This window comes from Pseudonocardia sp. EC080619-01 (assembly GCF_001420995.1).
In the GTDB taxonomy this organism is placed as follows: Bacteria; Actinomycetota; Actinomycetes; order Mycobacteriales; family Pseudonocardiaceae; genus Pseudonocardia.
On sequence record NZ_CP012186.1, the window covers coordinates 61,014 to 83,792 of the forward strand.

General features: G+C 68.9%; 14 protein-coding genes and 10 pseudogenes. 16 read left to right on the forward strand and 8 right to left on the reverse strand.

Annotated features, from left to right (window positions below; translation table 11 throughout):
* Window positions 1–135: 135 nt before the first annotated feature.
* Complete coding sequence (locus tag AD017_RS32440) at window positions 136–501, forward strand: hypothetical protein (RefSeq protein ID WP_060577542.1); 366 nt, start codon at window positions 136–138, stop codon at window positions 499–501.
* A gap of 54 nt (window positions 502–555) precedes the next feature.
* On the opposite strand, the gene AD017_RS32445 is transcribed toward AD017_RS32440, so the two are convergent.
* From AD017_RS32445 to AD017_RS32465, 5 genes and pseudogenes are all read right to left on the reverse strand, one after another.
* Window positions 556–1,368: an ExeA family protein gene (locus AD017_RS32445; protein ID WP_060573909.1), complete on the reverse strand. Its 813-nt coding sequence runs from the start codon at window positions 1,366–1,368 to the stop codon at window positions 556–558.
* A pseudogene (locus tag AD017_RS32450) lies at window positions 1,361–2,814 on the reverse strand (DDE-type integrase/transposase/recombinase). The gene AD017_RS32445 and the pseudogene AD017_RS32450 overlap by 8 nt, the downstream one beginning before the upstream one ends.
* Window positions 2,815–2,877: 63 nt before the next feature.
* A complete protein-coding gene (locus AD017_RS32455) occupies window positions 2,878–3,297 on the reverse strand; it encodes a helix-turn-helix domain-containing protein (RefSeq protein ID WP_202968842.1) in 420 nt (139 codons plus the stop codon).
* A 397-nt stretch (window positions 3,298–3,694) separates the two neighbouring features.
* Window positions 3,695–4,720: pseudogene (locus tag AD017_RS36905) on the reverse strand (IS1634 family transposase); the annotation flags it as partial.
* A gap of 54 nt (window positions 4,721–4,774) precedes the next feature.
* Window positions 4,775–5,176, reverse strand: a complete 402-nt coding sequence (locus tag AD017_RS32465; protein WP_168172858.1) for an anti-sigma regulatory factor — start codon at window positions 5,174–5,176, stop codon at window positions 4,775–4,777.
* Window positions 5,177–5,449: 273 nt separating this feature from the next.
* Here AD017_RS32465 and AD017_RS32470 point away from each other — a divergent pair, with 273 nt between their 5' ends.
* A complete protein-coding gene (locus AD017_RS32470) occupies window positions 5,450–6,679 on the forward strand; it encodes a tyrosine-type recombinase/integrase (protein ID WP_227013333.1) in 1,230 nt (409 codons plus the stop codon).
* Window positions 6,676–9,267, forward strand: coding sequence for a site-specific integrase (locus tag AD017_RS32475; protein WP_227012956.1), 2,592 nt, complete (start codon window positions 6,676–6,678; stop codon window positions 9,265–9,267). Before AD017_RS32470 ends, AD017_RS32475 begins: the two co-directional genes overlap by 4 nt.
* 208 nt (window positions 9,268–9,475) lie before the next feature.
* Here the strand turns inward: AD017_RS32475 and AD017_RS36910 are convergent.
* Both AD017_RS36910 and AD017_RS32485 read right to left on the reverse strand, forming a co-directional pair.
* Window positions 9,476–9,817, reverse strand: a pseudogene (locus AD017_RS36910) (hypothetical protein).
* A gap of 1,731 nt (window positions 9,818–11,548) precedes the next feature.
* A complete protein-coding gene (locus AD017_RS32485) occupies window positions 11,549–11,926 on the reverse strand; it encodes a hypothetical protein (protein ID WP_060577546.1) in 378 nt (125 codons plus the stop codon).
* Window positions 11,927–12,681: 755 nt separating this feature from the next.
* Between AD017_RS32485 and AD017_RS34140 the strand changes: the two genes are divergently transcribed.
* The 11 genes and pseudogenes from AD017_RS34140 to AD017_RS37660 form a co-directional block, all read left to right on the forward strand.
* Window positions 12,682–13,155 (forward strand): Lsr2 family protein, encoded by a 474-nt coding sequence (locus AD017_RS34140; protein WP_082539129.1) that lies wholly within the window; start codon window positions 12,682–12,684, stop codon window positions 13,153–13,155.
* Between the two features lie 560 nt (window positions 13,156–13,715).
* Window positions 13,716–13,847 (forward strand): annotated as a pseudogene (locus tag AD017_RS36915) (nucleotidyltransferase family protein); the annotation flags it as partial.
* 77 nt (window positions 13,848–13,924) lie between these two features.
* Window positions 13,925–14,266: pseudogene (locus tag AD017_RS32490) on the forward strand (tyrosine-type recombinase/integrase); the annotation flags it as partial.
* A complete protein-coding gene (locus AD017_RS32495; protein ID WP_060577548.1) occupies window positions 14,266–14,595 on the forward strand; it encodes a helix-turn-helix transcriptional regulator in 330 nt (109 codons plus the stop codon). The pseudogene AD017_RS32490 and the gene AD017_RS32495, both read left to right, overlap by 1 nt.
* A gap of 585 nt (window positions 14,596–15,180) precedes the next feature.
* Window positions 15,181–15,600, forward strand: coding sequence for a helix-turn-helix domain-containing protein (locus AD017_RS32500; protein ID WP_202968842.1), 420 nt, complete (start codon window positions 15,181–15,183; stop codon window positions 15,598–15,600).
* A gap of 63 nt (window positions 15,601–15,663) precedes the next feature.
* Window positions 15,664–17,117 (forward strand): annotated as a pseudogene (locus AD017_RS32505) (DDE-type integrase/transposase/recombinase).
* Window positions 17,110–17,922 carry an ExeA family protein gene (locus tag AD017_RS32510; protein ID WP_060573909.1) on the forward strand — a complete coding sequence of 271 codons (813 nt, stop codon included), beginning with the start codon at window positions 17,110–17,112 and terminating at the stop codon, window positions 17,920–17,922. The pseudogene AD017_RS32505 and the gene AD017_RS32510 overlap by 8 nt, the downstream one beginning before the upstream one ends.
* 128 nt (window positions 17,923–18,050) lie before the next feature.
* Window positions 18,051–18,779 (forward strand): annotated as a pseudogene (locus AD017_RS35025) (IS1634 family transposase); the annotation flags it as partial.
* A gap of 136 nt (window positions 18,780–18,915) precedes the next feature.
* A complete protein-coding gene (locus AD017_RS35030; protein WP_193427379.1) occupies window positions 18,916–19,089 on the forward strand; it encodes a hypothetical protein in 174 nt (57 codons plus the stop codon).
* A 481-nt stretch (window positions 19,090–19,570) separates the two neighbouring features.
* Window positions 19,571–19,855: a hypothetical protein gene (locus AD017_RS32520; protein WP_145986120.1), complete on the forward strand. Its 285-nt coding sequence runs from the start codon at window positions 19,571–19,573 to the stop codon at window positions 19,853–19,855.
* Between the two features lie 591 nt (window positions 19,856–20,446).
* Window positions 20,447–20,638, forward strand: a pseudogene (locus AD017_RS37660) (transposase family protein); the annotation flags it as partial.
* Between the two features lie 53 nt (window positions 20,639–20,691).
* Here the strand turns inward: AD017_RS37660 and AD017_RS36925 are convergent.
* A pseudogene (locus AD017_RS36925) lies at window positions 20,692–20,898 on the reverse strand (IS1634 family transposase); the annotation flags it as partial.
* Window positions 20,899–20,947: 49 nt separating this feature from the next.
* Between AD017_RS36925 and AD017_RS34155 the strand changes: the two are divergent.
* Both AD017_RS34155 and AD017_RS32535 read left to right on the forward strand, forming a co-directional pair.
* Window positions 20,948–21,317, forward strand: a pseudogene (locus AD017_RS34155) (transposase); the annotation flags it as partial.
* Window positions 21,318–21,411: 94 nt separating this feature from the next.
* Window positions 21,412–22,707, forward strand: a complete 1,296-nt coding sequence (locus AD017_RS32535) for an IS256 family transposase (protein WP_060577551.1) — start codon at window positions 21,412–21,414, stop codon at window positions 22,705–22,707.
* The last annotated feature ends 72 nt before the right edge of the window (window positions 22,708–22,779 follow it).

The window sequence follows — 22,779 nt, forward strand, 5'->3', positions numbered from 1 at the left end:
CGGGCTCTGATGTCGCTGTAGGTACGAGCTGATTTGTCGTTGGTCCGGCGCGTCGGACCGAAGATCAGCTCAGGGAGGGACCACCCTCCGGGCTCTGTCAGCCGCCAAGCAGACGAGCCCGGAGGGTGGTCGCCCGTGATCCTGCCTGTGGAGGCATGGATGGACATCAGGAGGTTCGCCCCGCTGCGCGCGGCCGGGGCGACGTGGAAGGAAATCGCAGCTCAAGCTGGGTGCGACTGGCGCACCGCCCGTAAGTACCTCTCCGCTGGGGCGCCGGCGTCGCCGCCTCGGGCGCGGTCGCGGGCCGGGACGGTGCCGCGGCTGGTCGATCCGTTCACCGACGTGATCGACGCCTGGTTGGCCGGGGATCCGCGGTTGCGGGCCTCGGTGATCCACGAGCGTCTGGTCGCCGAGTACGGGTTCACTGGTCACTACTGTTGCGCGACGTTCGTCGTGTCCATGTCGGTGACGTCCGCGATGTTCACCGTGCGACATGAGTAGCCCCGCCGGGCTGGGTGCCGGGCGGGGCTGGTGGTCAGGTTGTCGCGGTGGTGGTCATTCTGTCGTCACCTCCGTCACGGCGGTGCGTGCGCTGGACTCGTCGACGATGGTCTTGTCGGCGGCGTAGGCGGCCAGCAGCGACTGCAGCGCGAGGTTGTTGACCGCCCTTGGCGCGCCGCGGCTGGTGGTGTGGATCAGTGAGACGGCGTCGTCGGAGAACAGTGTGTCCGAGCGGCCGACCAGTGTGAGGTGGTGGCGAAGGTAGCTGACCGTTTCGTCGCCGGTCATGCCGCCGAGGTGGTAGCGCACTGCGATGCGCTGGTCGAGCGCGGCGAGCATCCCGAGCTTGATCTTGCGGCGGAGGGTGGGTTGGCCGACGAGCAGGCAGGCCAGCGGGCTGCTGGAGTCCATGTCGTGGTTCGTGAGCATCCGCACCCCCTCGAGTTGCTCGTGGGAGAGCTGGTGGGCTTCGTCGAGGACCACGACGGGGACACGGCCCCGCTCGGCGTACTCGGTGGCCAGCGCGTCGAGGGCTTGCGGGATCAGGGTGGCCCGGTGCGGGCGGGGAACCCCGCCGAGGGCGGTGACGATGGCGTGCTGGATCCCGCGGGTGCCGACGTCGGGGTTGCCGAGGTAGATGACGATGTGGCGGGCGGGGTCGATGCCGGCCAGCGCGGCGCGGACCGCGACGGTCTTGCCGACCCCGACCTCGCCGGTGATCACTCCGAGGGCGTGTTCGCCGATGCACCACTGGATGCGGGCGACCGCTTCGCCGTGGGCGTGGTGACGATGCAGCATTCCCGGCGCGAGGTCACGGCCGAATGGGGTGCGGGAAAATCCGAAGTAGCCGCTGAGCTGGTCAATCATCCTGAGTCTCCTGCGCCTGAAGTTCCGGGATGGTGAGTTCGACTGATTCTGGTTCGACCGGCGTATTGGAGTGGTGGCGCTCGAGCAGAGCGCTGTAGTTGATACGACCTTCGAGCCGTTCGGTGTGGGTGGTGTCGATCAGCCGTAGGTAGTCGATCCCGGTCGGTTCCAGGGTGGTGTCGGGGATTTCGGGGCGGGCCTTGGGGTGGGCGTGGCGCCCGATGTGGTGGGCGACCGCGGTCCCGAACTCGCGCCCGGAATAGCGCACCACCAGTTCGGTGAGATCGAACGGGTCGAACACCAGCTCGACCTTGCGCCCGACCAACAGTTCGTCGACCTGGTAGGTGTTGCCGTGCAGCGAGACCGTGGCCGTCTTGGCCACGGTGCGGTGCTCGGACCACAGGAACGCCTCGCGCAGCTGCGCGGGGGTGGGCCGCGGCAACGGGGAAGCCAGCCCGTCGAGCCAGCGCGCCATCGGCGCGACCCCGCGGTCTCGGAGTGGGTGCGGGGGTGGTACTCAGTCTCGACCCAGGCGGTGAACAAGCGGTTGAGCTCGGCCAGATCGGCGATCTCGGCGGCCCGATCGGGAGTGATCTCGACGAGGAACTGCTCCCGGACGGTGCGGAAGAAGCGCTCGATTTTTCCCCTGCCTTGGGGTCGGCCCGGGGTGGAATGGACCAGCTTGATGCCGAGGCTGGCACAGCCGCGCAGCAGCCACGAGTCGACAAACGCTGAACCATTATCGACATAAATGCTTTCGGGGACTCCGCGCGAGGCCAGCGCCGGGCGTAGCGCCGCCGCGAGCCGCACGGTGTCCTCGGAGAACCCGAACCGGGCGGCCATCACCGCCCGGCTCCGGTCGTCCAGGAACGCGAACAGGTAGACCTTGTGCCCGGCGATCTGCGGGCCGTGCAGTGCGTCGCCGACCCAGAGCTCGTCGGGACGGTCAGCCTCGAAGCGCCCGAAGGCCGCCGGGGCCGCGGTGAGCCGCTGCTCGTGGCCGGCCTCGTCGACGATCAGTCCCAGCTCGAGGCGTTCGAAGTGGCGCTGCAGGGTGCGTTCGTTGGGGGCCCAACCGGACTGGGCGCGCAGGATCCGGGTGATCTGTGCGGCGGTGCGGCCCGGGTTCTCCCGCTTGAGCGCCGCCGCCGTCGCGAGCACCTCGGGCGGGGTCCGGGCAGTGACCTTGGCCGGCTGGGGCACCAGCGCTTCGAACCCGCCGACCCGCCAGGCCCGGACCCACCGGTCGATGGTGTGCCGGGTGACCTGCACCGGCTCGGCGAACGGGCCCGGATGCGCCCGTTCGGCCAGCTCGCGCACCAGCTTCCCGCGCTGGCGCGCGGTCAGCGTCGGGTCGATCACCTCCTGGATCAACTCGTAGCGAAACAGCGCCACCCGCCGGGCCCGCTCGGCTCGGCGGCGTGCGTCGTTGTCGGTTTGGCTCACCGATCACTCCTCTGTCGCGGTCGAAGATCGTCCGCGCGGAGCGTCGTGGCCGGAGTGATCACCTCACCAGGGGCATCTGGTGTTGATCGACTCCGTCGAGCTCGGCGGGGCCAGCAGCCGCCCGGACGTCACCGCGCCGGCCAGCTCCCACGGCGACAACCCGTCCACCGTCGCGGCCCAGCGCCGGGTCACCGCTGCCGCCGCGGCCAGCAGCGCCGCGACCGCATCCCCCGTCCCGGACGAGGCCGGATCGGGCATCGCGGCCAACGGATCCAGCGCCGCCGCCAGCGCGGTGAACTCCACGCGCAGCCCCTCGGCCCGGGCCCGCCACCGGCGCAGCCAGCCGCGCACCGTTCCCGCCGCCCGACCTACCCGCTCGGCGACCCGTCGGTGCCCCCACCCGGTCGCGGCCAGCGCCAACGCCGCGCCGATCACCGCCACCAGATCCGCGCGCCGGGCCAGCACCCCCACCGGCAACAGCACGTGCGTGGTGCCGCAGCCCGAACACCGCGCCCGACGCGGCCGCAGCCGCCACCCGAGCGCACCCGTCCCGCGCAGCACCCGCGCCCGGGCATGCCCCCACGGCCGCAGCCGACCCCCACACCGGCACTCCAGCCGACCGGCCACCAGCCGGGCTTCAACCTCTACGACGTTCTTGCCTACCGTGACCACGGGCGCCTCCCGCGCGCCTGAGGTGGCCCTCCCGGGACTGGCTGGTACCCCGACCGGGAGGGCCCACCGCCTCCACCGACGGCCCGACATGATCACGCTGTCGTCGCACACCAACGCCATCGGGCCCCGCACCCGCCCCCACCGCGTCGTCACCGCGAACGACGGACCCCGCTCAACTCGTGGTCACGAGGAGCGTCGGCGAACACCCAGCGCCGACGATGAACCGGAACCCGGCCTCGTCCAGGGTGTTCAGGTTCCCCGCGGACAGCATGCCCGCGTCCGCGACAACGATCATGTTCTCGATGCGGTGCCGCGAGTGGAACGCCTCGATGATCGGGACGATGGTCAGCTTCTCAGCCTTGTTGCCCTCGAAGCAGCCGATCTCCAACGGGAACCCGTTGCAGTCGACCAACAGGCCGACGACGATCTGCGGGTCGACCCGGCGTTCCTTGGAGAACCCGACCTTCCGCAACCCGTCCTCCTTCTCCGCCTCGAAGTAGAGCGTTGTCACGTCGTAGAGCACCAGGCTCACATCCCCGCTGCTCAGGGCATGTGCGAAGCACAGATCGGCGACCCGGTCCCGATAGCAGGGCGGTGCGGAGCCGCCGTCGCTCCCCGCCGGCCCGGATTCATCCACCTTGGACTCCGCAGGCACTTCGCCGTCGGGAACCGCGTCATCGGAGTCGGTGGCCCGGGCGGCGCGACGCAGAGTGCGCTGCATCGTGGAATACGACGCCGCTGTCCGGCCCATGTCGGCGAGTACTCGGCCGACGTCGAGCATCGAGGTGGGCTCGACGACCCGAGTGATCACCAGGTCACGGAAGACCTCATCGTCCAGCTCGTCGAACCCGAGCGAGGAGTAGACCCCGGCGAGCAGGTCGAACAACAACCCCGACGCGGTCCCGACCACACTGCCCGCCGCGACAGTCTCCCCCACCCGACGCGTTGGCCTCGGCGCCTTCTGCGGCGCGGTGACCGGCGGGAATAGCGCGGGTTCCGGCGGTGCCGGGGCGAGGCGATGGCGGCGTTTCACCTCGGCCAGGCCCAGATCGAGCTCGCCCTGGGCAGCATCATCGAGCATGCCCTGGGCACGGGCCATCAACAGCCCGAGCTCGACCTCGCTGTGCGCAGAACCCAGGTGAGCGACGATCCGCTGCCGACGCCCGGACACGTACTCCGCGATCTGCACCGCCGTCGCGCCCGAGCCCGTCCGAACCCGCCTGATGAACGCCACAACCCCACAGCCTACCCACCAAATAGTGCGTGAAGCCCGCACCAAGCCCCACCATCACCGCAGGTCACAGACCTGCCGGATCGCGGACGCCGGACCGGTGACCGAACTCAGGTCCGAGTACCGAACTCCCCACGACGCCACGTGGTCGACTACGACCATCCCGTAGCCGTGCGAACCTGAGAAGCGAGAACGGTCGATGGTCGGGGCCGTCCCCGGGGCCCAGTCGTCGACCTCGACTCGGACCCGGCTGGTCGGAGCAACACTCATCCGTACCGCACGTACACCCCCTGCATGCTCGATCGCATTGGTCACGAGCTCGGTGACGACCAGCGCAGCATCAATGGCCAGATCCGGGTTCCGCACGCGCTGACGCAACCAGTGGCGGAGCCGCCGCAGAGCGGTCTGGTCGCAGCGGCCGAGGCACAACGATTCGGCAGTGAAGTCCAGATCGGTCACCATGGTCCTCCGTCTGAGTCGCCGACACCTTCAGCCAACTCCCTGACTGCTCTGTTGACCGGACTAGCGGGTTGTGGGCCCGCGTGTCGTCACAGATGGCGGCGTTGCTCGGTGTAGCCGTTAGCGCTTCTGATCACGAAAGCGCGGAGGCTGCTGATGTCGAGGGAACGGGAGCTGCAGGACCTGGAGCTGGGCCGGTGGGGTCGCGTGACTGCGACTGATCACCTGCCGGGCTGGGAGGTACGCGGCCCGGACGGGTGCGCGATTGAGCCGGTGAACGAGTTCCTGGTCGAGCTCGCTGCCCGCGGGATGTCGGCGCACACGGTGCGCAGTTACGCCTATGACCTGCTGCGCTGGTGGCGGTTCTTGGCTGTAGTCGAGGTTCGTTGGGATCGGGCGTCGTCGGCGGAGGTCCGGGATCTGGTGCTGTGGCTGCGGCGCGCCACCAAGCCGGGCGCGTCGCGGCGGCGGGAGTCCGCGGTCACGGCGGGGACGGTGAACCCGGTGACGCGCAAGGCATATCCCGGAGATGGCTATGCGGCCCGGACGGTGCGCCACAGCAATGCGGTGTTGCGGGCGTTCTACGAGTTCTGGATCGACGAACGCGGCGGGGGGCCGCTGGTGAATCCCGTGCCGCGGGAGCGGGACCGGTCCGGTCAGCGTGCGGGCGCGCACCACAATCCGCTGGGCCCGTTCACACCGCGGCCGCGGCTGCGCTACAACCCGCGGCTGCCGCGGTCGCGGCCGCGGGCGATGCCCGATGAGCAGTGGGAGTCGCTTTTCGAGGCGCTGCGCTCGGACCGGGACCGGGCAATGGTGGCCATGGCGGTCAGCAGTGGCGCCCGGATCGGAGAGCTGCTTGGGGTCCGGGGCGCGGACCTGGACTGGGGCGAGCAGCTGGTCCGGGTCCATCGCAAGGGCAGCAACGCACAGCAGTGGCTGCCGGTCTCGGGCGAGACATTCGTGTGGTTGCGTCTCTACATCGAGCAACTCGGCGGCGAGGTGGGACCGGGCGAGCCGCTGTGGCAGACGCTGCGCCGGCGGCACCGTGGCCCAGTCTTGAGGGGGGTAGACGGGGCCACGGTCGATGGGACGCCGCCGAGCGGACCCATCACGGCGGTAACGATCAGCGGGGGCTCGGAGGTTCGGGGACGAAAGCCATTGAGCTATGACGCGTGGCGGGCGGTCATGCGGCGGGCGAACGCGGTGCTCGGCACGAACTGGTCGATGCACGACCTACGGCACACGTGTGCCCTCCGGATGATCCGGGACGACCGGCTGTCGTTGCGGGACGTGCAGACTGTGCTCGGGCACGCCCACTTGACCACGACGCAGCAGTACTTGTGTGACGACGAATCCGTGGTCCTAGGCCGGGTGCACGAGCACTTGGCCAGGCTCGGCGAACCAGCGCCGGTCGCGCCGGCCAGGGCCGCCGACTACGCCGCCGAGGATATGGCGATCTTGCTGGGGCCGTTCTCGGGTCAAGCCGGAGGGCAGCGATGAGCCCGGCGAAGACGGCCCGGTCGATGCCGGCGTCGGTGCCAAACGCTTCCCCGGCGGGGCCGCAGTCGGGAGCACCGCGCGGCATCGACGCAGCGGAATCGGCGGCGATGCAGGTCCCGTCACGCTCGGGCCCGGTCAACGACGTTGATCTGGACCAGGTGCTGGCACTACTGCCGGGGTTGCCGATCTGGCCACCGGCCGGGGGCGGGGAACGCCAGCATCGACTGCGGGGGGCCCGCCGGATCCTGGAGTGGTTGGAGTCATTCCCGGGCGATGGCTGGCAGCAGCGGTGGGTTCTCTCGGGAGCCGACACCGGGGTGGGGTGGCTCGAGGATCTTCGCCGCAAACCAGGCGTCAGAGACCGCTCGGACCTCACCAGCGGCCTGGGCTGTCTGCTGTCGGCGCGCGTGGTGCTGCCCAGCTATGACTTCCTCGCCGCCTACCGCGCCATGAACTTGTTCATCGACGCCCGGCGGTGTCTGAGCCCGACAGCTTTCACCCAGCTCGAGGAGACCGTGCAGGCCCGCAGGCTCGAGGGCCGGATACCTGCCGAGGCCGTGGTGATCTTGACCAAGCTGGTTCTGCACACCGGCCGGGAACTGGAGCAGATCACTGCGGAAGACTTCGCCGAGTTCCGCATCTGGTCCTACACCCACCGCGGCCGCGATCTGCGCGGCACGTTCGTGGCCTGGGACCTGCTCGCTACCGTCACCGAGCTGTCCGGGCCCCGCCCGGAGCCGTGGGAACGCGCCCGGCTCGGCCAACGCAGCCCGGCTGAACTGGTGGACCGCTACCGGATCCAGAACCGCTCGATCCGGGATCTGCTGGTGCGCTACTTGAGCGAATTGGAACAGCGCAGCGACCACAGCACGATGCTGAACCGGTCGAACCAGCTGGTTTCGCTGTTCTGGGTCGATCTGGAGGCCCACCACCCGGGACTGGACTCACTTCGCCTGTCACCGGACATGGTGTCGGCCTGGAAGCGACGGCTCGGTGAGCACAAGCGGGGTGGCAAACGCGCTGCTCTCGGAGTGCAACAGGTCTTGATCACCGTCCGTGCGTTCTACCTCGACCTGGCCGAGTGGGCGATCGAAGACCCCAGCTGGGCGCCATGGGTAGTGCCTTGTCCGATTCCGCGTCGCGACACCGCCAACATTCGGCCGCAAAAACAACGAGCTGCACTGACCGCGCGGATGCACCAGCGCGTCCGCGATCGGCTCCCGCACCTACTGACACTGGCCGAGACCGCGCAGAACTCCCACGCACACTGGGCCGCGGTCCTCACCGCGGCCCAATGCACGGAGATCGGCGCCGAGTTCAGCGTGTCCACCCCCGAGCCAGCCAGCGATTCCACCGAGCAGGACGGCGCGAGTGCCATACCGGGGACAGCGCCCCGCTATCGCCGGGTCGCGCGGCGCAGTCATACCGAGCGCGGCGGCCGATCCTGCGAGCAGTCTTCCGTGACTGTCCAACCCCTGCCCGGTCCTGCAACAGAAGGCCGAGACGAGGACCGGGACGAGCCTGGCGAGCGGATCGACGTAGTCCGGCGTGAGGATAAGACGTTCTGGGCCTGGGCGGTGATCGAAACATTGCGCCACACCGGGCTACGGGTCGAGGAACTACTCGAGCTGACCGAACTGGCGTTGTCGTCCTATCGGCTCCCCCCTACCGGCGAGGTGGTGCCGCTCCTGCAGGTCCTGCCGTCCAAAATCGACGAAGAACGGCTATTGCTGGTCAGCCCGGAACTGGCCAGCGTGCTGGCCAGCATCGTGAGCAGGCTGCGCGCCGACAACGATGGCCGCATACCGGTCGTGTCGCGCTGGGACCATCACGAGCGGGTCTACGGGCCGGTCCTGCCGCACCTATTCCAGCGGCGCGCGGGCCCCACTCGACAGCGGGCGCTGACCCGCGACATGGTGCACCGTCTGCTGCAAGGCACCGTCGACGCGGCTGGACTGCGCGGTCGCGACGGAGAGCCGCTGCGGTTCACCCCACACGACTTTCGGCGCATGTTCGCCACCGAGGCCGTCACAACGGGGCTGCCCGTCCACATCGCTGCCCGGCTGCTCGGCCATCACAGCCTCAACACCACCCAGTCCTACCTAGCGGTGTTCGACGAGGAGTTGATTCGCACCTACCGCACCTACCTCGACCGGCGGCGCGCGGTGCGCCCCAGCGCCGAGTATCGCGAACCCACCCCGGCTGAGTGGGCCGAGTTCGAGCAGCACTTCGAGCGCCGGGCTCTTGAACTGGGCAGCTGCGCGCGGCCCTACGGAACCCCGTGCTCGCACGAGCACGCCTGCCTGCGCTGTCCGATGCAGCGCGTCGACCCCCGCGCCCGCCAGCGACTGGTCACGATCCTTGCCAATCTCACCGACCGCATCGACGAAGCCCGCGTCCACGGCTGGCTCGGCGAACTCGAGGGCCTCGAACACACCCTGCGCGCCGGACAGGCAAAACTCGCCGCCCTCGATCGCTCCGCCCGCACTCACCGAGCGGCGGTCACCGATCTCGGAATGCCCACACCGACCTCGGCCTCGGAGCCAGCACCCGGCCGATCGACGCCCTCGAAGGAGACAGTTCGATGATCACCACACGCCCGAGTCGCGGCCGCAGTTTCACCCCCATCGGACAGCTAAATCGACCTACTCGCGCTGGGGCGGTCGCACCCACCGCGCTACTCCAGATAAGGATGTACCCACTGCATTTGTCGTTCACTCGTGGACACGCCGTGTGCGGGGGTCTGGTCGTGTGCGGTCCCGCGCCGACGCTGACGCTGCATCACGTGGATGGGGCTTACGGCCGAGTATCGTGGCTGGCAGCTCTGGCCCGCACGGCAAGGGGGGCTCCGGCCAGATCTTCTTCGTTACACAGCAACTTCAGCTCGTAGTACACCGCCTGCGGTGCGTCGTCATAGTCGAGATGGACCGCAAGCACGTTCACCGGTTCACCGAGCTACTCCTGAGTCTCACGCAGCCAGCGCGCAGCCCGTTCCAAGGCAGTCGCCAGGTCGTTGTCGCTGAACTGGACCGGGCGGAAAGGGATCTCCCCGACCCCATCGCGATGATCGCCGGGGCGGGGCAGCCCGCGAGCCAGTCCCGCCTCATCGAGGTCCAGCGCTTCCGGGTTTTCAGTCATCGCCCCAGCATCGCGTCTCCGCGGCCCGAGGTCGAACCGCCCCGGCCGAGGTCGAACCGTCCCGGTAGCACCGCCCGGCCGGCCGGTGCAGGCAGATCTTGACACGGGATCGCGTGGTTAGCTAGTAGTAAATCTGCCGATGAGATGACGGTCGAGGCACGCCACAGGGACGGCGATCGGATCGAGACGAACGGGAGGGTGATCTATCAGAACAGCCCCCGAACTTCTGGATCAGTAAGTAAGCGACAGTCGCGAGATGCGGGGTCCGTCCGTCCGTACGGACCCCGCATCTCCCTCCAGCTCGAACGCTGCGCGGGTCGGCAGCAGCCGATGTTCAGCGGGTGTTCAGCGGGTTTCGTTTAGGCCCGTTCGCGACCGCCCGGTGTAGGCCACGTCGCCACCGGTCTGCGGGTGATACCCGGACGGTCCTTCCTGGTAGGCCGAGTCACTTGGGGCTCGCCGGGAGAAGGAGTTGGCGGTCGGGCGTCTCAAGTGCGGGTCAACCCGCCCGACGCCTGGTCGATGGAATGGATCAGGGAGATCCCTGATGTGTCCGGTTGTGGGAGCGGGGCATGCTCAACCTCGTGCCGACCTCGCCCTTCAGCCACTTCGACAACACTCGACACACCAACTGGAAGATCATCGGAGTTGCCGGCCCCGACGACCCCCAGACCGTCCTCGAAGTGGAGATCTACCAAGCAACCCAACGGAGAGCCCGGCGCTGGTACTCGCCCCTGCAGAGGTACCCCAGTTCATCGCAGGGCTGGTTGCCACGGTGATGCCCGGGGATCTCACCGCCGAAGAAACGCCGGAACACTGACGCGCGTCGATTGACTTCCCGCCGGTAGGCGATGGCAGCGCGCAACGGGTCATCGACGTCTGAGCGGGCCGGCTGTATCGATCCCTCATCGATCACCAGCTGCGCGTCATCGACGTGAGATGCGTGCTTCGTGTGGCGCCAGAGACCGTGTCCCGTCGTGCGATATGAGCCCGAAGGGAGGATACTGACAGGGCAGCCTTGTCCCCCCCGGGCTGCACGGCGGTCGGGGCGACCCGGTAACCCCCTGCCCCGGCCGCCCCGGGAATCGGCGGTTGATCGGATTTCTTCGCGGTCCTCGCTCGACGTGGCCCAAGGCGATCGACGGTGTCCGCGGTACACCTGTGCACGGTGGGCTAGCTGGCGTTCCGGCCGAGCTAAATGCGCCATCGCTCGCCATCGAGAGGCCGCTACGCACGACGACGGCCAATCGCAACTGATCGCCGGCCCGCACGTCAGAGGGGACTCATGAGTCGGCGTTTTCCGATTCAACAGCAGTCGAAGGTCAACGTCGAGCTCGACCTACGCGAAAGATTCGCGATGCCCTTCAGCTGGACGAGTCACCTCGAGCACCGCGGACCTGCCCACCAGGTACGTCACAGACGTGACCGTCGCAGCCGGTGGCTGGGCAACCGTTCGTTGGACCCACCTGGGAGCGGCAGCCGCCGCTCCCAGAACGGGCGGGCGTCAGCGTAGGAGTCAGGAACAGGGGCGTCCAGAGCAGGTGCTCTCGCTCCGCTGCCTGCCTGCAGGACCCCGGAGCGGTGGGCAACCGGGTTCCGGTAGGTGGAGCAGGTGGTCGTCGTCCGAACTCGACGTCGTTGCCGCCGCAGTTAGGTCCGACCGGAGGACGAGCACGGCGGTCTCGGGCGGCTCACCACCTACCGTTGCTCGGCTCGGGTAGTCGCGCTCCCCTACCGGCCTGGCCCGTCGGTCCTCGTGGTGCTCAGCCAGCTACGGGGATTGGCGAGCATCTCGATCGGTGGCGTGTACTTGGTGGCGCTGTTGATGGTGCGGTGCAGGGCGTGATGGACGGCGCCGACGTCGTCGCTGTCCATGGTCTCGGCGCGGATGCCTCGGTCGGCGAGCACGTGTCGGACCAGTAGCGCGTGGTCGTTCATTGCGCCGAGTACGCGTCGGTCCGCTGTCGTGGTGATCGTGACGGCGTCGGGGTCGAGCTCGCCGAGTGTGTCGGTCGCGAGCGCTTCGGCACGTAGCGATGCTCGGATGGTGGAGACGAGGAGCGGGCCGAGGGAACGAATCTGCGATGCTCGGACGGCGGGTACGAACACCGAATACAACGTGCCCGCGTGAGTGATGAGTAGACACTTGCGTCGGGCGTGCCAGATCTGGTTGACGCACCGGTGGCTCGGCGATGGTGGCACGTGCGCCAGCGAGCTTGGCTCGAGACCCGCGGGGGACAGGATCTTCGCGGTCGCGCGCACGATCCCTGCGGCAAGGTTCCCGCACGTGGTCCCGGACGCCCGGCAAGGCGTCGCCCGCTGGGGGTGTCTGGCTCGTCGCTTCCGAGACGCCGCTACTGCACCGTTCTGTCGCGTTATGGGTCCTCGCCTCGACGACGGTCCTGAATTCGCCGCGGGGGCGAGCTCGGGTTCCTGGACCCGGGTGACCGTTCGCTCGGGGTTCCAGCTGGGGAGCGGTGTTGCTGTCGTCGACTATTTGGCGGTGTGCTGGTGTCGAGGGCGCCCGTGAGCTCGGCCCGGGCGGGTAGCCCGGTTCTCGACATGGTGAGGACGAGTCGTGTCGTCGCAGGCTCCCGGTGCATCGTCTCGCAGCGTGCGCGGACGCGATGACGGCGTCGGTCGACGATGCGCCGACCGTGTGATGTCGCGTGCGCGTCGTGACGCGACCCCGATGAGGCTGTCGACGGGTCGGACGCCCGCCCGGTTGTGTGGTCGGTTGCTTCATCGACCTGCCGCTCCCATGTTACCCATATTCAGCGATTGTCGAGTGGGGAAAGTTGCGCCCGGGCAGTTTCCGGTAGAGTCAGGACCTGTTCCCCACAATAGTGAATGAGAGGGCTCCTGTGGCACAAATCCGGACGGTGCGGCTCGTCGACGACATGACCGGCGGTGAAGCCGATGAAACCGTCGTCTTCGGCCTCGACGGCGCAGTACTTGAAATCGAACTCAGTTCCGGTAACGCAAGGGCATTGCGCGAGGCTCTCGCACCGTTCGTCGTCGCAGCTCGCAGGGCCGGCGCCCGGCGGACGGGTCGTCGTGCGCAGTCGGGTGGCTCGCGTGCACGCGCTTCCGCCGGCGGGGTGGAGATCCGGGAGCACAACCGTGCGGTGCGTGCGTGGGCGCGGGACAGCGGTTTCAAGGTGTCCGCGCGCGGCCGGCTCTCGGCCGAGATCGTGGCGGCCTACGAGGCGCGCGCGGCCGAACCGGAGACGAAGGCGACTGCTGCCCGTTCAAGGCCGCGGAAGTCGGGCTTGAGGAACGAACCTTCGAGCGCGGCGCAGTCCGGTACGCCGAGTTCGGTGCAGTTCAGCGGTTGATCCACTCGGCGACCCCGGCGGGTGTCGGCCGCGCAGCTCGGAGAACGACGTCGAGCCCAGCCCTGCAAGGTCGCCGGGGAACAGTTCTGCTGGCCCGCCGATCAGGGGCTCGTCCGAGCGGCTCGGCGACCTCGTCCCGGTTGACGGCGACTCGGGATAGTCCCGGTGTGTACCTGCGCCCCGCGTGCAATAGGGGCGGAGGAGAGTCCGGGGATCGACTTTCTGTGGCTCGTTCGCGAGGGTTGTCTTCCGGCGCGCCATCGCCCGTGCATGAGGTGGCCCGCCGGCGCGGCAGCGGCCAGTCCCGTCGGTGGAGGCAGCCCGTCGCCGGGTGGCGCACGGCAGTCGCTGCAGGGCCAGGACTGACCGTGCGACGATCGTGACATGGTGGGCAAGTGTCGAGCGCGAGCCGTTGCGAGCGGCCATGGGCAGACATCGTTCACCGCGCCCGCTCAGGGTGGTGGCCGGGACGCCACTCGGGTGTGCTGGCTGCGGGGGATCCGATCGGAGGTCCGGCGGTGAGCACGCTCGACGATCCCGGCGGCTGCGAACGCCCGGACGTGCTCGAGGAGTTGGATACCGAGCAGCTCGAGAGGATCTGCCGTCGCTACGGGGTCGTGTCTCTTCAGGTTTTCGGCTCGGTGGCCAGGGGCGACTCGTCGACGGCGAGTGACATCGACCTGCTCTACGAGTTGGGGCCGGGCGCCCGCTTGGGCTGGGAGATCGACGATCTCGCCGAGGAACTGGCCGAGGTCTTCGGCCGCGCGCCGACCACACCCGTCCCGGTGCGCCGCTGTTCCCCTCCGAGCGCAAGGGCCGCGACGGCTCCGGCCTGCGCACGACCGCGGAGGTGTTCCGTCGGTCGCTGGCCGACGCGGCCGTCACGCACCTGCCGGGCTGGGTCGGGAAGCTGACCCCGCACGTGCTGCGTCACTACTGCGCCTCCCAGCTCTACCGCTCCGGGATGACGCTGTTCGCGATCCAGGAGCTGCTCGGACACGCCTGGACCGGCACCACTGCCCGCTACGTGCACGTCGACGCCAGCCACGTCGAAGACGCCTGGGTCACCGGCCAGCAGCGCGCCGGTGAGCGCTGGAAGGGACTGGTCTGATGAAGTGGAACCTGCGCCTGGCCGCGGCCAACCGCGGGATCTGGAAGGCCAGCGAGCTGCAGCGCATGCTCGCCGAGCGCGGGCTGGTGATCAGCACCGGGAAGATGTCCGGGCTGTGGTCCGGGCGCCCGAACACGATCAAGCTCGACGAGCTCGACGTCATCTGCGCGGTCCTCGATTGTCCGGTCGAGGAGCTGCTGGTCCCCGAGCCCGGTCAGGTTTCGGCGCCGGTCCGAGCCGACGAGCAGGCTGATGGGCAGGCTGCGGCCGCCGCCCGCTCCGGCCCGGTGCCACGGCCGCGCCGGAGCCGGTCGCTGCCGCCGCGGTGAGCACGATGAGCACGGTGAGCACGGTGAGCACGGTGAGCTGCGCTTGGTGCGGCGCCCCGCTGCCGGCGGGCAGTCGGCGCGACCGGCGCTACTGCAGCCACCTCTGCCGCAGCATGGCCTCCAACGGGCGACGCGCAGCCGGCGAGACGCCGCCGGCGCGCTGGTCGCACCCCGCGCTGGAGGCGCCCGATTGTTCGCCGACGCTCCTCGTGACCACGAGTTGAGCGGGGTCCGTCGTTCGCGGTGACGACGCGGTGGGGGCGGGTGCGGGGCCCGATGGCGTTGGTGTGCGACGACAGCGTGATCATGTCGGGCCGTCGGTGGAGGCGGTGGGCCCTCCCGGTCGGGGTACCAGCCAGTCCCGGGAGGGCCACCTCAGGCGCGCGGGAGGCGCCCGTGGTCACGGTAGGCAAGAACGTCGTAGAGGTTGAAGCCCGGCTGGTGGCCGGTCGGCTGGAGTGCCGGTGTGGGGGTCGGCTGCGGCCGTGGGGGCATGCCCGGGCGCGGGTGCTGCGCGGGACGGGTGCGCTCGGGTGGCGGCTGCGGCCGCGTCGGGCGCGGTGTTCGGGCTGCGGCACCACGCACGTGCTGTTGCCGGTGGGGGTGCTGGCCCGGCGCGCGGATCTGGTGGCGGTGATCGGCGCGGCGTTGGCGCTGGCCGCGACCGGGTGGGGGCACCGACGGGTCGCCGAGCGGGTAGGTCGGGCGGCGGGAACGGTGCGCGGCTGGCTGCGCCGGTGGCGGGCCCGGGCCGAGGGGCTGCGCGTGGAGTTCACCGCGCTGGCGGCGGCGCTGGATCCGTTGGCCGCGATGCCCGATCCGGCCTCGTCCGGGACGGGGGATGCGGTCGCGGCGCTGCTGGCCGCGGCGGCAGCGGTGACCCGGCGCTGGGCCGCGACGGTGGACGGGTTGTCGCCGTGGGAGCTGGCCGGCGCGGTGACGTCCGGGCGGCTGCTGGCCCCGCCGAGCTCGACGGAGTCGATCAACACCAGATGCCCCTGGTGAGGTGATCACTCCGGCCACGACGCTCCGCGCGGACGATCTTCGACCGCGACAGAGGAGTGATCGGTGAGCCAAACCGACAACGACGCACGCCGCCGAGCCGAGCGGGCCCGGCGGGTGGCGCTGTTTCGCTACGAGTTGATCCAGGAGGTGATCGACCCGACGCTGACCGCGCGCCAGCGCGGGAAGCTGGTGCGCGAGCTGGCCGAACGGGCGCATCCGGGCCCGTTCGCCGAGCCGGTGCAGGTCACCCGGCACACCATCGACCGGTGGGTCCGGGCCTGGCGGGTCGGCGGGTTCGAAGCGCTGGTGCCCCAGCCGGCCAAGGTCACTGCCCGGACCCCGCCCGAGGTGCTCGCGACGGCGGCGGCGCTCAAGCGGGAGAACCCGGGCCGCACCGCCGCACAGATCACCCGGATCCTGCGCGCCCAGTCCGGTTGGGCCCCCAACGAACGCACCCTGCAGCGCCACTTCGAACGCCTCGAGCTGGGACTGATCGTCGACGAGGCCGGCCACGAGCAGCGGCTCACCGCGGCCCCGGCGGCCTTCGGGCGCTTCGAGGCTGACCGTCCCGACGAGCTCTGGGTCGGCGACGCACTGCACGGCCCGCAGATCGCCGGGCACAAGGTCTACCTGTTCGCGTTCCTGGACGACCGGAGCCGGGCGGTGATGGCCGCCCGGTTCGGGTTCTCCGAGGACACCGTGCGGCTCGCGGCGGCGCTACGCCCGGCGCTGGCCTCGCGCGGAGTCCCCGAAAGCATTTATGTCGATAATGGTTCAGCGTTTGTCGACTCGTGGCTGCTGCGCGGCTGTGCCAGCCTCGGCATCAAGCTGGTCCATTCCACCCCGGGCCGACCCCAAGGCAGGGGAAAAATCGAGCGCTTCTTCCGCACCGTCCGGGAGCAGTTCCTCGTCGAGATCACTCCCGATCGGGCCGCCGAGATCGCCGATCTGGCCGAGCTCAACCGCTTGTTCACCGCCTGGGTCGAGACTGAGTACCACCCCCGCACCCACTCCGAGACCGCGGGGTCGCGCCGATGGCGCGCTGGCTCGACGGGCTGGCTTCCCCGTTGCCGCGGCCCACCCCCGCGCAGCTGCGCGAGGCGTTCCTGTGGTCCGAGCACCGCACCGTGGCCAAGACGGCCACGGTCTCGCTGCACGGCAACACCTACCAGGTCGACGAACTGTTGGTCGGGCGCAAGGTCGAGCTGGTGTTCGACCCGTTCGATCTCACCGAACTGGTGGTGCGCTATTCCGGGCGCGAGTTCGGGACCGCGGTCGCCCACCACATCGGGCGCCACGCCCACCCCAAGGCCCGCCCCGAAATCCCCGACACCACCCTGGAACCGACCGGGATCGACTACCTACGGCTGATCGACACCACCCACACCGAACGGCTCGAAGGTCGTATCAACTACAGCGCTCTGCTCGAGCGCCACCACTCCAATACGCCGGTCGAACCAGAATCAGTCGAACTCACCATCCCGGAACTTCAGGCGCAGGAGACTCAGGATGATTGACCAGCTCAGCGGCTACTTCGGATTTTCCCGCACCCCATTCGGCCGTGACCTCGCGCCGGGAATGCTGCATCGTCACCACGCCCACGGCGAAGCGGTCGCCCGCATCCAGTGGTGCATCGGCGAACACGCCCTCGGAGTGATCACCGGCGAGGTCGGGGTCGGCAAGACCGTCGCGGTCCGCGCCGCGCTGGCCGGCATCGACCCCGCCCGCCACATCGTCATCTACCTCGGCAACCCCGACGTCGGCACCCGCGGGATCCAGCACGCCATCGTCACCGCCCTCGGCGGGGTTCCCCGCCCGCACCGGGCCACCCTGATCCCGCAAGCCCTCGACGCGCTGGCCACCGAGTACGCCGAGCGGGGCCGTGTCCCCGTCGTGGTCCTCGACGAAGCCCACCAGCTCTCCCACGAGCAACTCGAGGGGGTGCGGATGCTCACGAACCACGACATGGACTCCAGCAGCCCGCTGGCCTGCCTGCTCGTCGGCCAACCCACCCTCCGCCGCAAGATCAAGCTCGGGATGCTCGCCGCGCTCGACCAGCGCATCGCAGTGCGCTACCACCTCGGCGGCATGACCGGCGACGAAACGGTCAGCTACCTTCGCCACCACCTCACACTGGTCGGCCGCTCGGACACACTGTTCTCCGACGACGCCGTCTCACTGATCCACACCACCAGCCGCGGCGCGCCAAGGGCGGTCAACAACCTCGCGCTGCAGTCGCTGCTGGCCGCCTACGCCGCCGACAAGACCATCGTCGACGAGTCCAGCGCACGCACCGCCGTGACGGAGGTGACGACAGAATGACCACCACCGCGACAACCTGACCACCAGCCCCGCCCGGCACCCAGCCCGGCGGGGCTACTCATGTCGCACGGTGAACATCGCGGACGTCACCGACATGGACACGACGAACGTCGCGCAACACTGGGCAGTCGAAGGCCCCGATCGACCTGGAGTCACACTGCGTCTGGCACGGCGAGGCCTTCACAGACGGCCAGCTCGTCGACACCATCACCCCCAAGCGGGGCGCGAACACCACCAACGACACCAAGCTGCGCGCCGAGCCGGTCTGGGACCCGGCAGCGCATCCGGGGTCGTGGCGGGCGGTCTGGGCCTACTCGGCCAAGCGGTTCGCCCGCGACAACCGCACCCTCAACGCCCAGGAGGCCCGAGCCCGAGCCGTCATCGAGGGCGAGTCGTCGGCACGGACACCGAGGTTCGTCAAGAACAGCGGCGACGGCCAGACCCTCGACGAGAAGGCCCTTGCTCGCGCTCGGCGCCTGGCCGGGCTCAAGGGCTACGTCACCAACCTGCCCGCCTCCGGGATGGTCGCCGGGGAGGTGATCGCGGCCTACCACGACCTCTGGAACGTCGAGGCCTCATTCCGGATGAGCAAGACCGACCTCGCCGCCCGCCCCATGTTCCACCGCACCCGCGACAGCATCGAAGCCCACCTGACCATCGTGTTCACCGCGCTCGCCGTCGCCCGCGCCGCCCAGAACCGCACCGGCCTCTCCATCCGCCGACTCGTCCGCGCGCTACGCCCGCTGCGCTCGGCCACCATCGCACTCAACGGCGCTGAGCAGACCTTCCCGCCCCAGATCCCCACCGACCTCGAGCCCGTCATCACCGCCCTACGAGACGGGACCGTCACGCACTAACAACTTTGACCGAACTCGGGCGGTCCGCGCCGACGTCGTCGCCGTCGAGGCCCGTCGCCACCACGAACACCACCCCGACACCGACGCCAGCGCTGGCACCTGCGCCGAGGTCGTCGTCACACGATACGGCTCCCGGGTGGTCAGCTTGACCGAACGTCGGCTCACCCACCTCGACACCACGATGGCCGCGCTGCCCACCGACCAGCGTCCGCTGCCGACCGTGACCGTCTATGACGAGCTCCTGGCCCGTCGACGCGATCCCGACACCGCCATCCCCGTCCCTTGCCCGCAGGCTGGAGAAGTGTCATGACCGGACCCCGCCGACGACGCGCAGGCATGACCGAACAGGCCGCCACCGCAGCGGCGGACCCCGTGGCGCTTCTCCACGATCTGCACCGCAGTCGGCTCCGGAGGCCGTCTTCACCTTCCGGACGAACGCCACCACCCGAGACTACCGATTAGACCCCAGATCCCGACCCCGCAAGACGCTGACCAGCAGCGACGGCTCACGACCCCCGACTACCTGTGCAACTCAGGGTTGACGGTGGCCGCGTTGTCGCTCGTCGTGGCCGGCGGCTTCGGTGGCGTGGACACCGGCATCGAATCCGTGGCCGCGCTGTCCTGTCTCAACTGCCCCGACGCATCACGCAGGAGCTCATCTGTTCGACATATGAGCAGACCAAGACGCTCCGCATAGGCCCGATCTGGTGCACTCTGGGTGTCCCGCAAACAGCGGGACCGCCACCGATTCGGTGGTGGTGCCCTAAAGGAAACGGAACTACATCATCATGATGAGCCGAGGAAAGCTCGCCGGTACCGCACTCGGTGTCCTGTTCATCGCCAGCGGCAGTGTCGCCGCCGCGACCACCGCCAACGCCGAGACCCCTGGGCCCCGTCCCGTTCCGCCCGCGGTTGTCCAGCCCGCGCCAGCTACTAGCGCCGACGACAAGGGTCTCGGTGACGGCCTCGTGATCAAGGATACCCCGAAGGGGCTGGAGATTACCCAGATGACCCCGGCCGAGGTCGCCGCCGGGGCCCAGGAGGCCACCCCGGTCACCCCCACCCAGGGGCGCTGACCAGCTCCTGGAGTTTAGAGCGTCCGGCAATTGATGTGGGCGCGTGCCGTTGTAGGTAGAGGCACGGACCTGCAGGTGATCATGGGATTGCTGAAGTCCTGATGATCGCCTGGAGGGCCCGTGCCTCTGCTGCCAGCATCCCTGATCGAACCGCTGTGGGTCGAGTTCGCTGCCCTGATCGGGGGCCTTGACCCCGGATTCCGGACGAAGTTCTCTCCGCGTACGACACCGCCCGCGCGGGCTCGACCCGCTCCACGCCGAGCACCGTCCAGTTCAGCGGCTAAACGGGCCGCGGGATACAACGTGGCCGAATCAGCTGACCCCGCTACGCCGCCCGAGTTTGACGGGCTGGTCGACCGTGTCACCGGACTCGTCGGCGCTGACGAGTCGGAACCCAGGGGGTCGGCAAAGTCGTTGAGCCGGGGCGGTAACGTGGGCTGATGAGTGCGGGCACGGCCCGCTGGTTGATCATGACGGTTCCTCCGCCGATCGTGATCACCCGAAGCGAGAGCCGTGTCCGCGTCTGCATCCTCCCCGATTCATGCTGCGCTCGATCAAGCGGTCAGTCTGAACGTTCACGACCTGCCTGATGTGCTGCCTGGCCTGCAGGAACTCCTAGCCGGAGTTGTCGATCCCCGCGCTCGCCGCGGGGTACGTCATCGTTTGGTCGTAGTCCTGGCCGCGGCGGTCTTTGCGGTAGCGGCCGGCGCCCAGTCCTACGTCGCGATCGCCGAATGGGTCGCTGACCTGCCCGAAGAGGTCGCGGTCCTGCTCGGGCTGACACGGCAGTTCCCCACGCTGATCCGCCCCATGCGGTCTCGGGGGGAACCACAGGTCAGAGCCTTCTCGTCGAGGGTCTGGCCGTCGCCGCTGTTCTTGACGAACCTCGGTGTCCGTGCCGACGACTCGCCCTCGATGACGGCTCGGGCTCGGGCCTCCTGGGCGTTGAGGGTGCGGTTGTCGCGGGCGAACCGCTTGGCCGAGTAGGCCCAGACCGCCCGCCACGACCCCGGATGCGCTGCCGGGTCCCAGACGGGCTCGACGCTGATCCACTCTCCCGTGGGTTCAGAGCCTCCACCGAACCCGGGGCGGTTCACCGGCGCCAACCGGCACGACATCACCCAGCTGTTGCCGCTGCTGGATGCAGTCCCGCCGATCCGCGGCCGCCGAGGCCGCCCCCGCCGCCGACCCAGCACGCTCTACGGCGACCGTGGCTACGACTCCAACCCCCCACCGGCACCGCCTACGCAAACGCGGGATCCGCCCGCGCATCGCCCGACCCGGTGTCGGGCACGGCTCCGGACTCGGGAAGGTCCGCTGGGTCATCGAACGAGGATTCGCCTGGTTGCACGCGTTCAAGCGACTGCGGACCCGCTACGAACGCCGCGCCGACATCCACCTCGGCTTCCTCCGACTCGCCTGCGCCCTGATCTGCCACCGCGAACTCACGAACTCACTCTGAAACCATCTCTCAGAGCGTGTTGGGACTGTTTCAAGATCGGTGTTTTCGGCCCGACACGCCGGGCTGAGGTCCGGCGAGATGGGCACGGACAGTGATGACATCGGACCTTGTGGATCCAAGCGAGGGTGACCCGAAGCTTGCTCGGCAGGCGTCGGCGGAGTGTGCCGCTGCGGCGGCGATGGTGGCCGAGGCGAAGGCGCGCGGGCTGGCGTTGACCGGCCCGGACGGCCTGTTGAAGCTGTTCGCCAAGAATGTTTGGGAAACGGCGCTGAACGAGGAGATGACCGAGCACCTCGGGCACGACAAGAACCGGGCCGCCCCCGGCCGGGAATCTACCAACGTGCGGAACGGGTCCCGCTCGAAGACGGTTCTCTCGGATGCCGCGGGTGACGTGGAGATCGACGTTCCGAGAGACAGGGCCAGCACTTTCGAGCCGCAGATCGTGAAGAAGCGTCAGCGGCGCCTCACGGATGTCGACGAGGTCGTGTTGTCGCTGTATGCGAAAGGAATGACGACCGGGGAGATTTCCGCACATTTCGCTGACTTCTATGGGGCGGCGGTGTCGAAGGAGACGGTCTCGCGGATCACCGACAAGGTCGTCGCCGAGATGAATGACTGGGTCGGCCGGCCGTTGGATTCGGTGTACGCCGCGGTGTTCATCGACGCTGTCCACGTCAAGGTCCGGGACGGTCAGGTGGCCAACCGGCCGGTCTACGCCGCTATCGGCGTCACCGTGGACGGCTGCAAGGATGTGCTGGGGCTGTGGACGGGCGTCGGCGGTGAGGGCGCGAAGTTCTGGATGAGCGTGCTGGTCGACCTGAAGAACCGCGGCGTGCGTGACGTGCTCTTCCTGGTCTGCGACGGCCTCAAAGGGCTCCCGGAGGTCGTGGCCAACGTGTGGCCGCAAACCATTGTCCAAACCTGCGTCGTGCACCTGATCCGAAACACTTTCCGGCTGGTGGGTCGACAGGACTGGGACGAGGTGAAGCGCGACACCAAACCAATCTATGCCACGCCCAACCCGAATGCAGCGCTTATCGCTATGGATGAGCTCGACGAGAAATGGGGCCGTAAGTACACGGCGATGATCCGGCTATGGCGCAACACGTGGGAAGAGTTCGTGCCGTTCTTGGACTACGACGTCGAGATTCGAAGGGTGATCTGCTCTACGAACGCGATCGAATCGCTTAACGCCCGCTACCGGCGCGCGGTCCGGGCGCGTGGTCATTTCCCCACTGAGCAGGCTGTGATGAAGTGCTTGTATCTTGTGACTCGCAGCCTGGACCCGACCGGGACGGGTCGCACGAGGTGGACGACGCGTTGGAAACCTGTGATCAACGCGTTCGCCATCACGTTCGGTGACCGCTGGCCGGGAGCCGAGACCTACTAAGCAACGACGCCGAAACACCGATCACGAGACAGGCCCTCATCGCCCAACAAATGGGCTTGTGAACGGGATTGG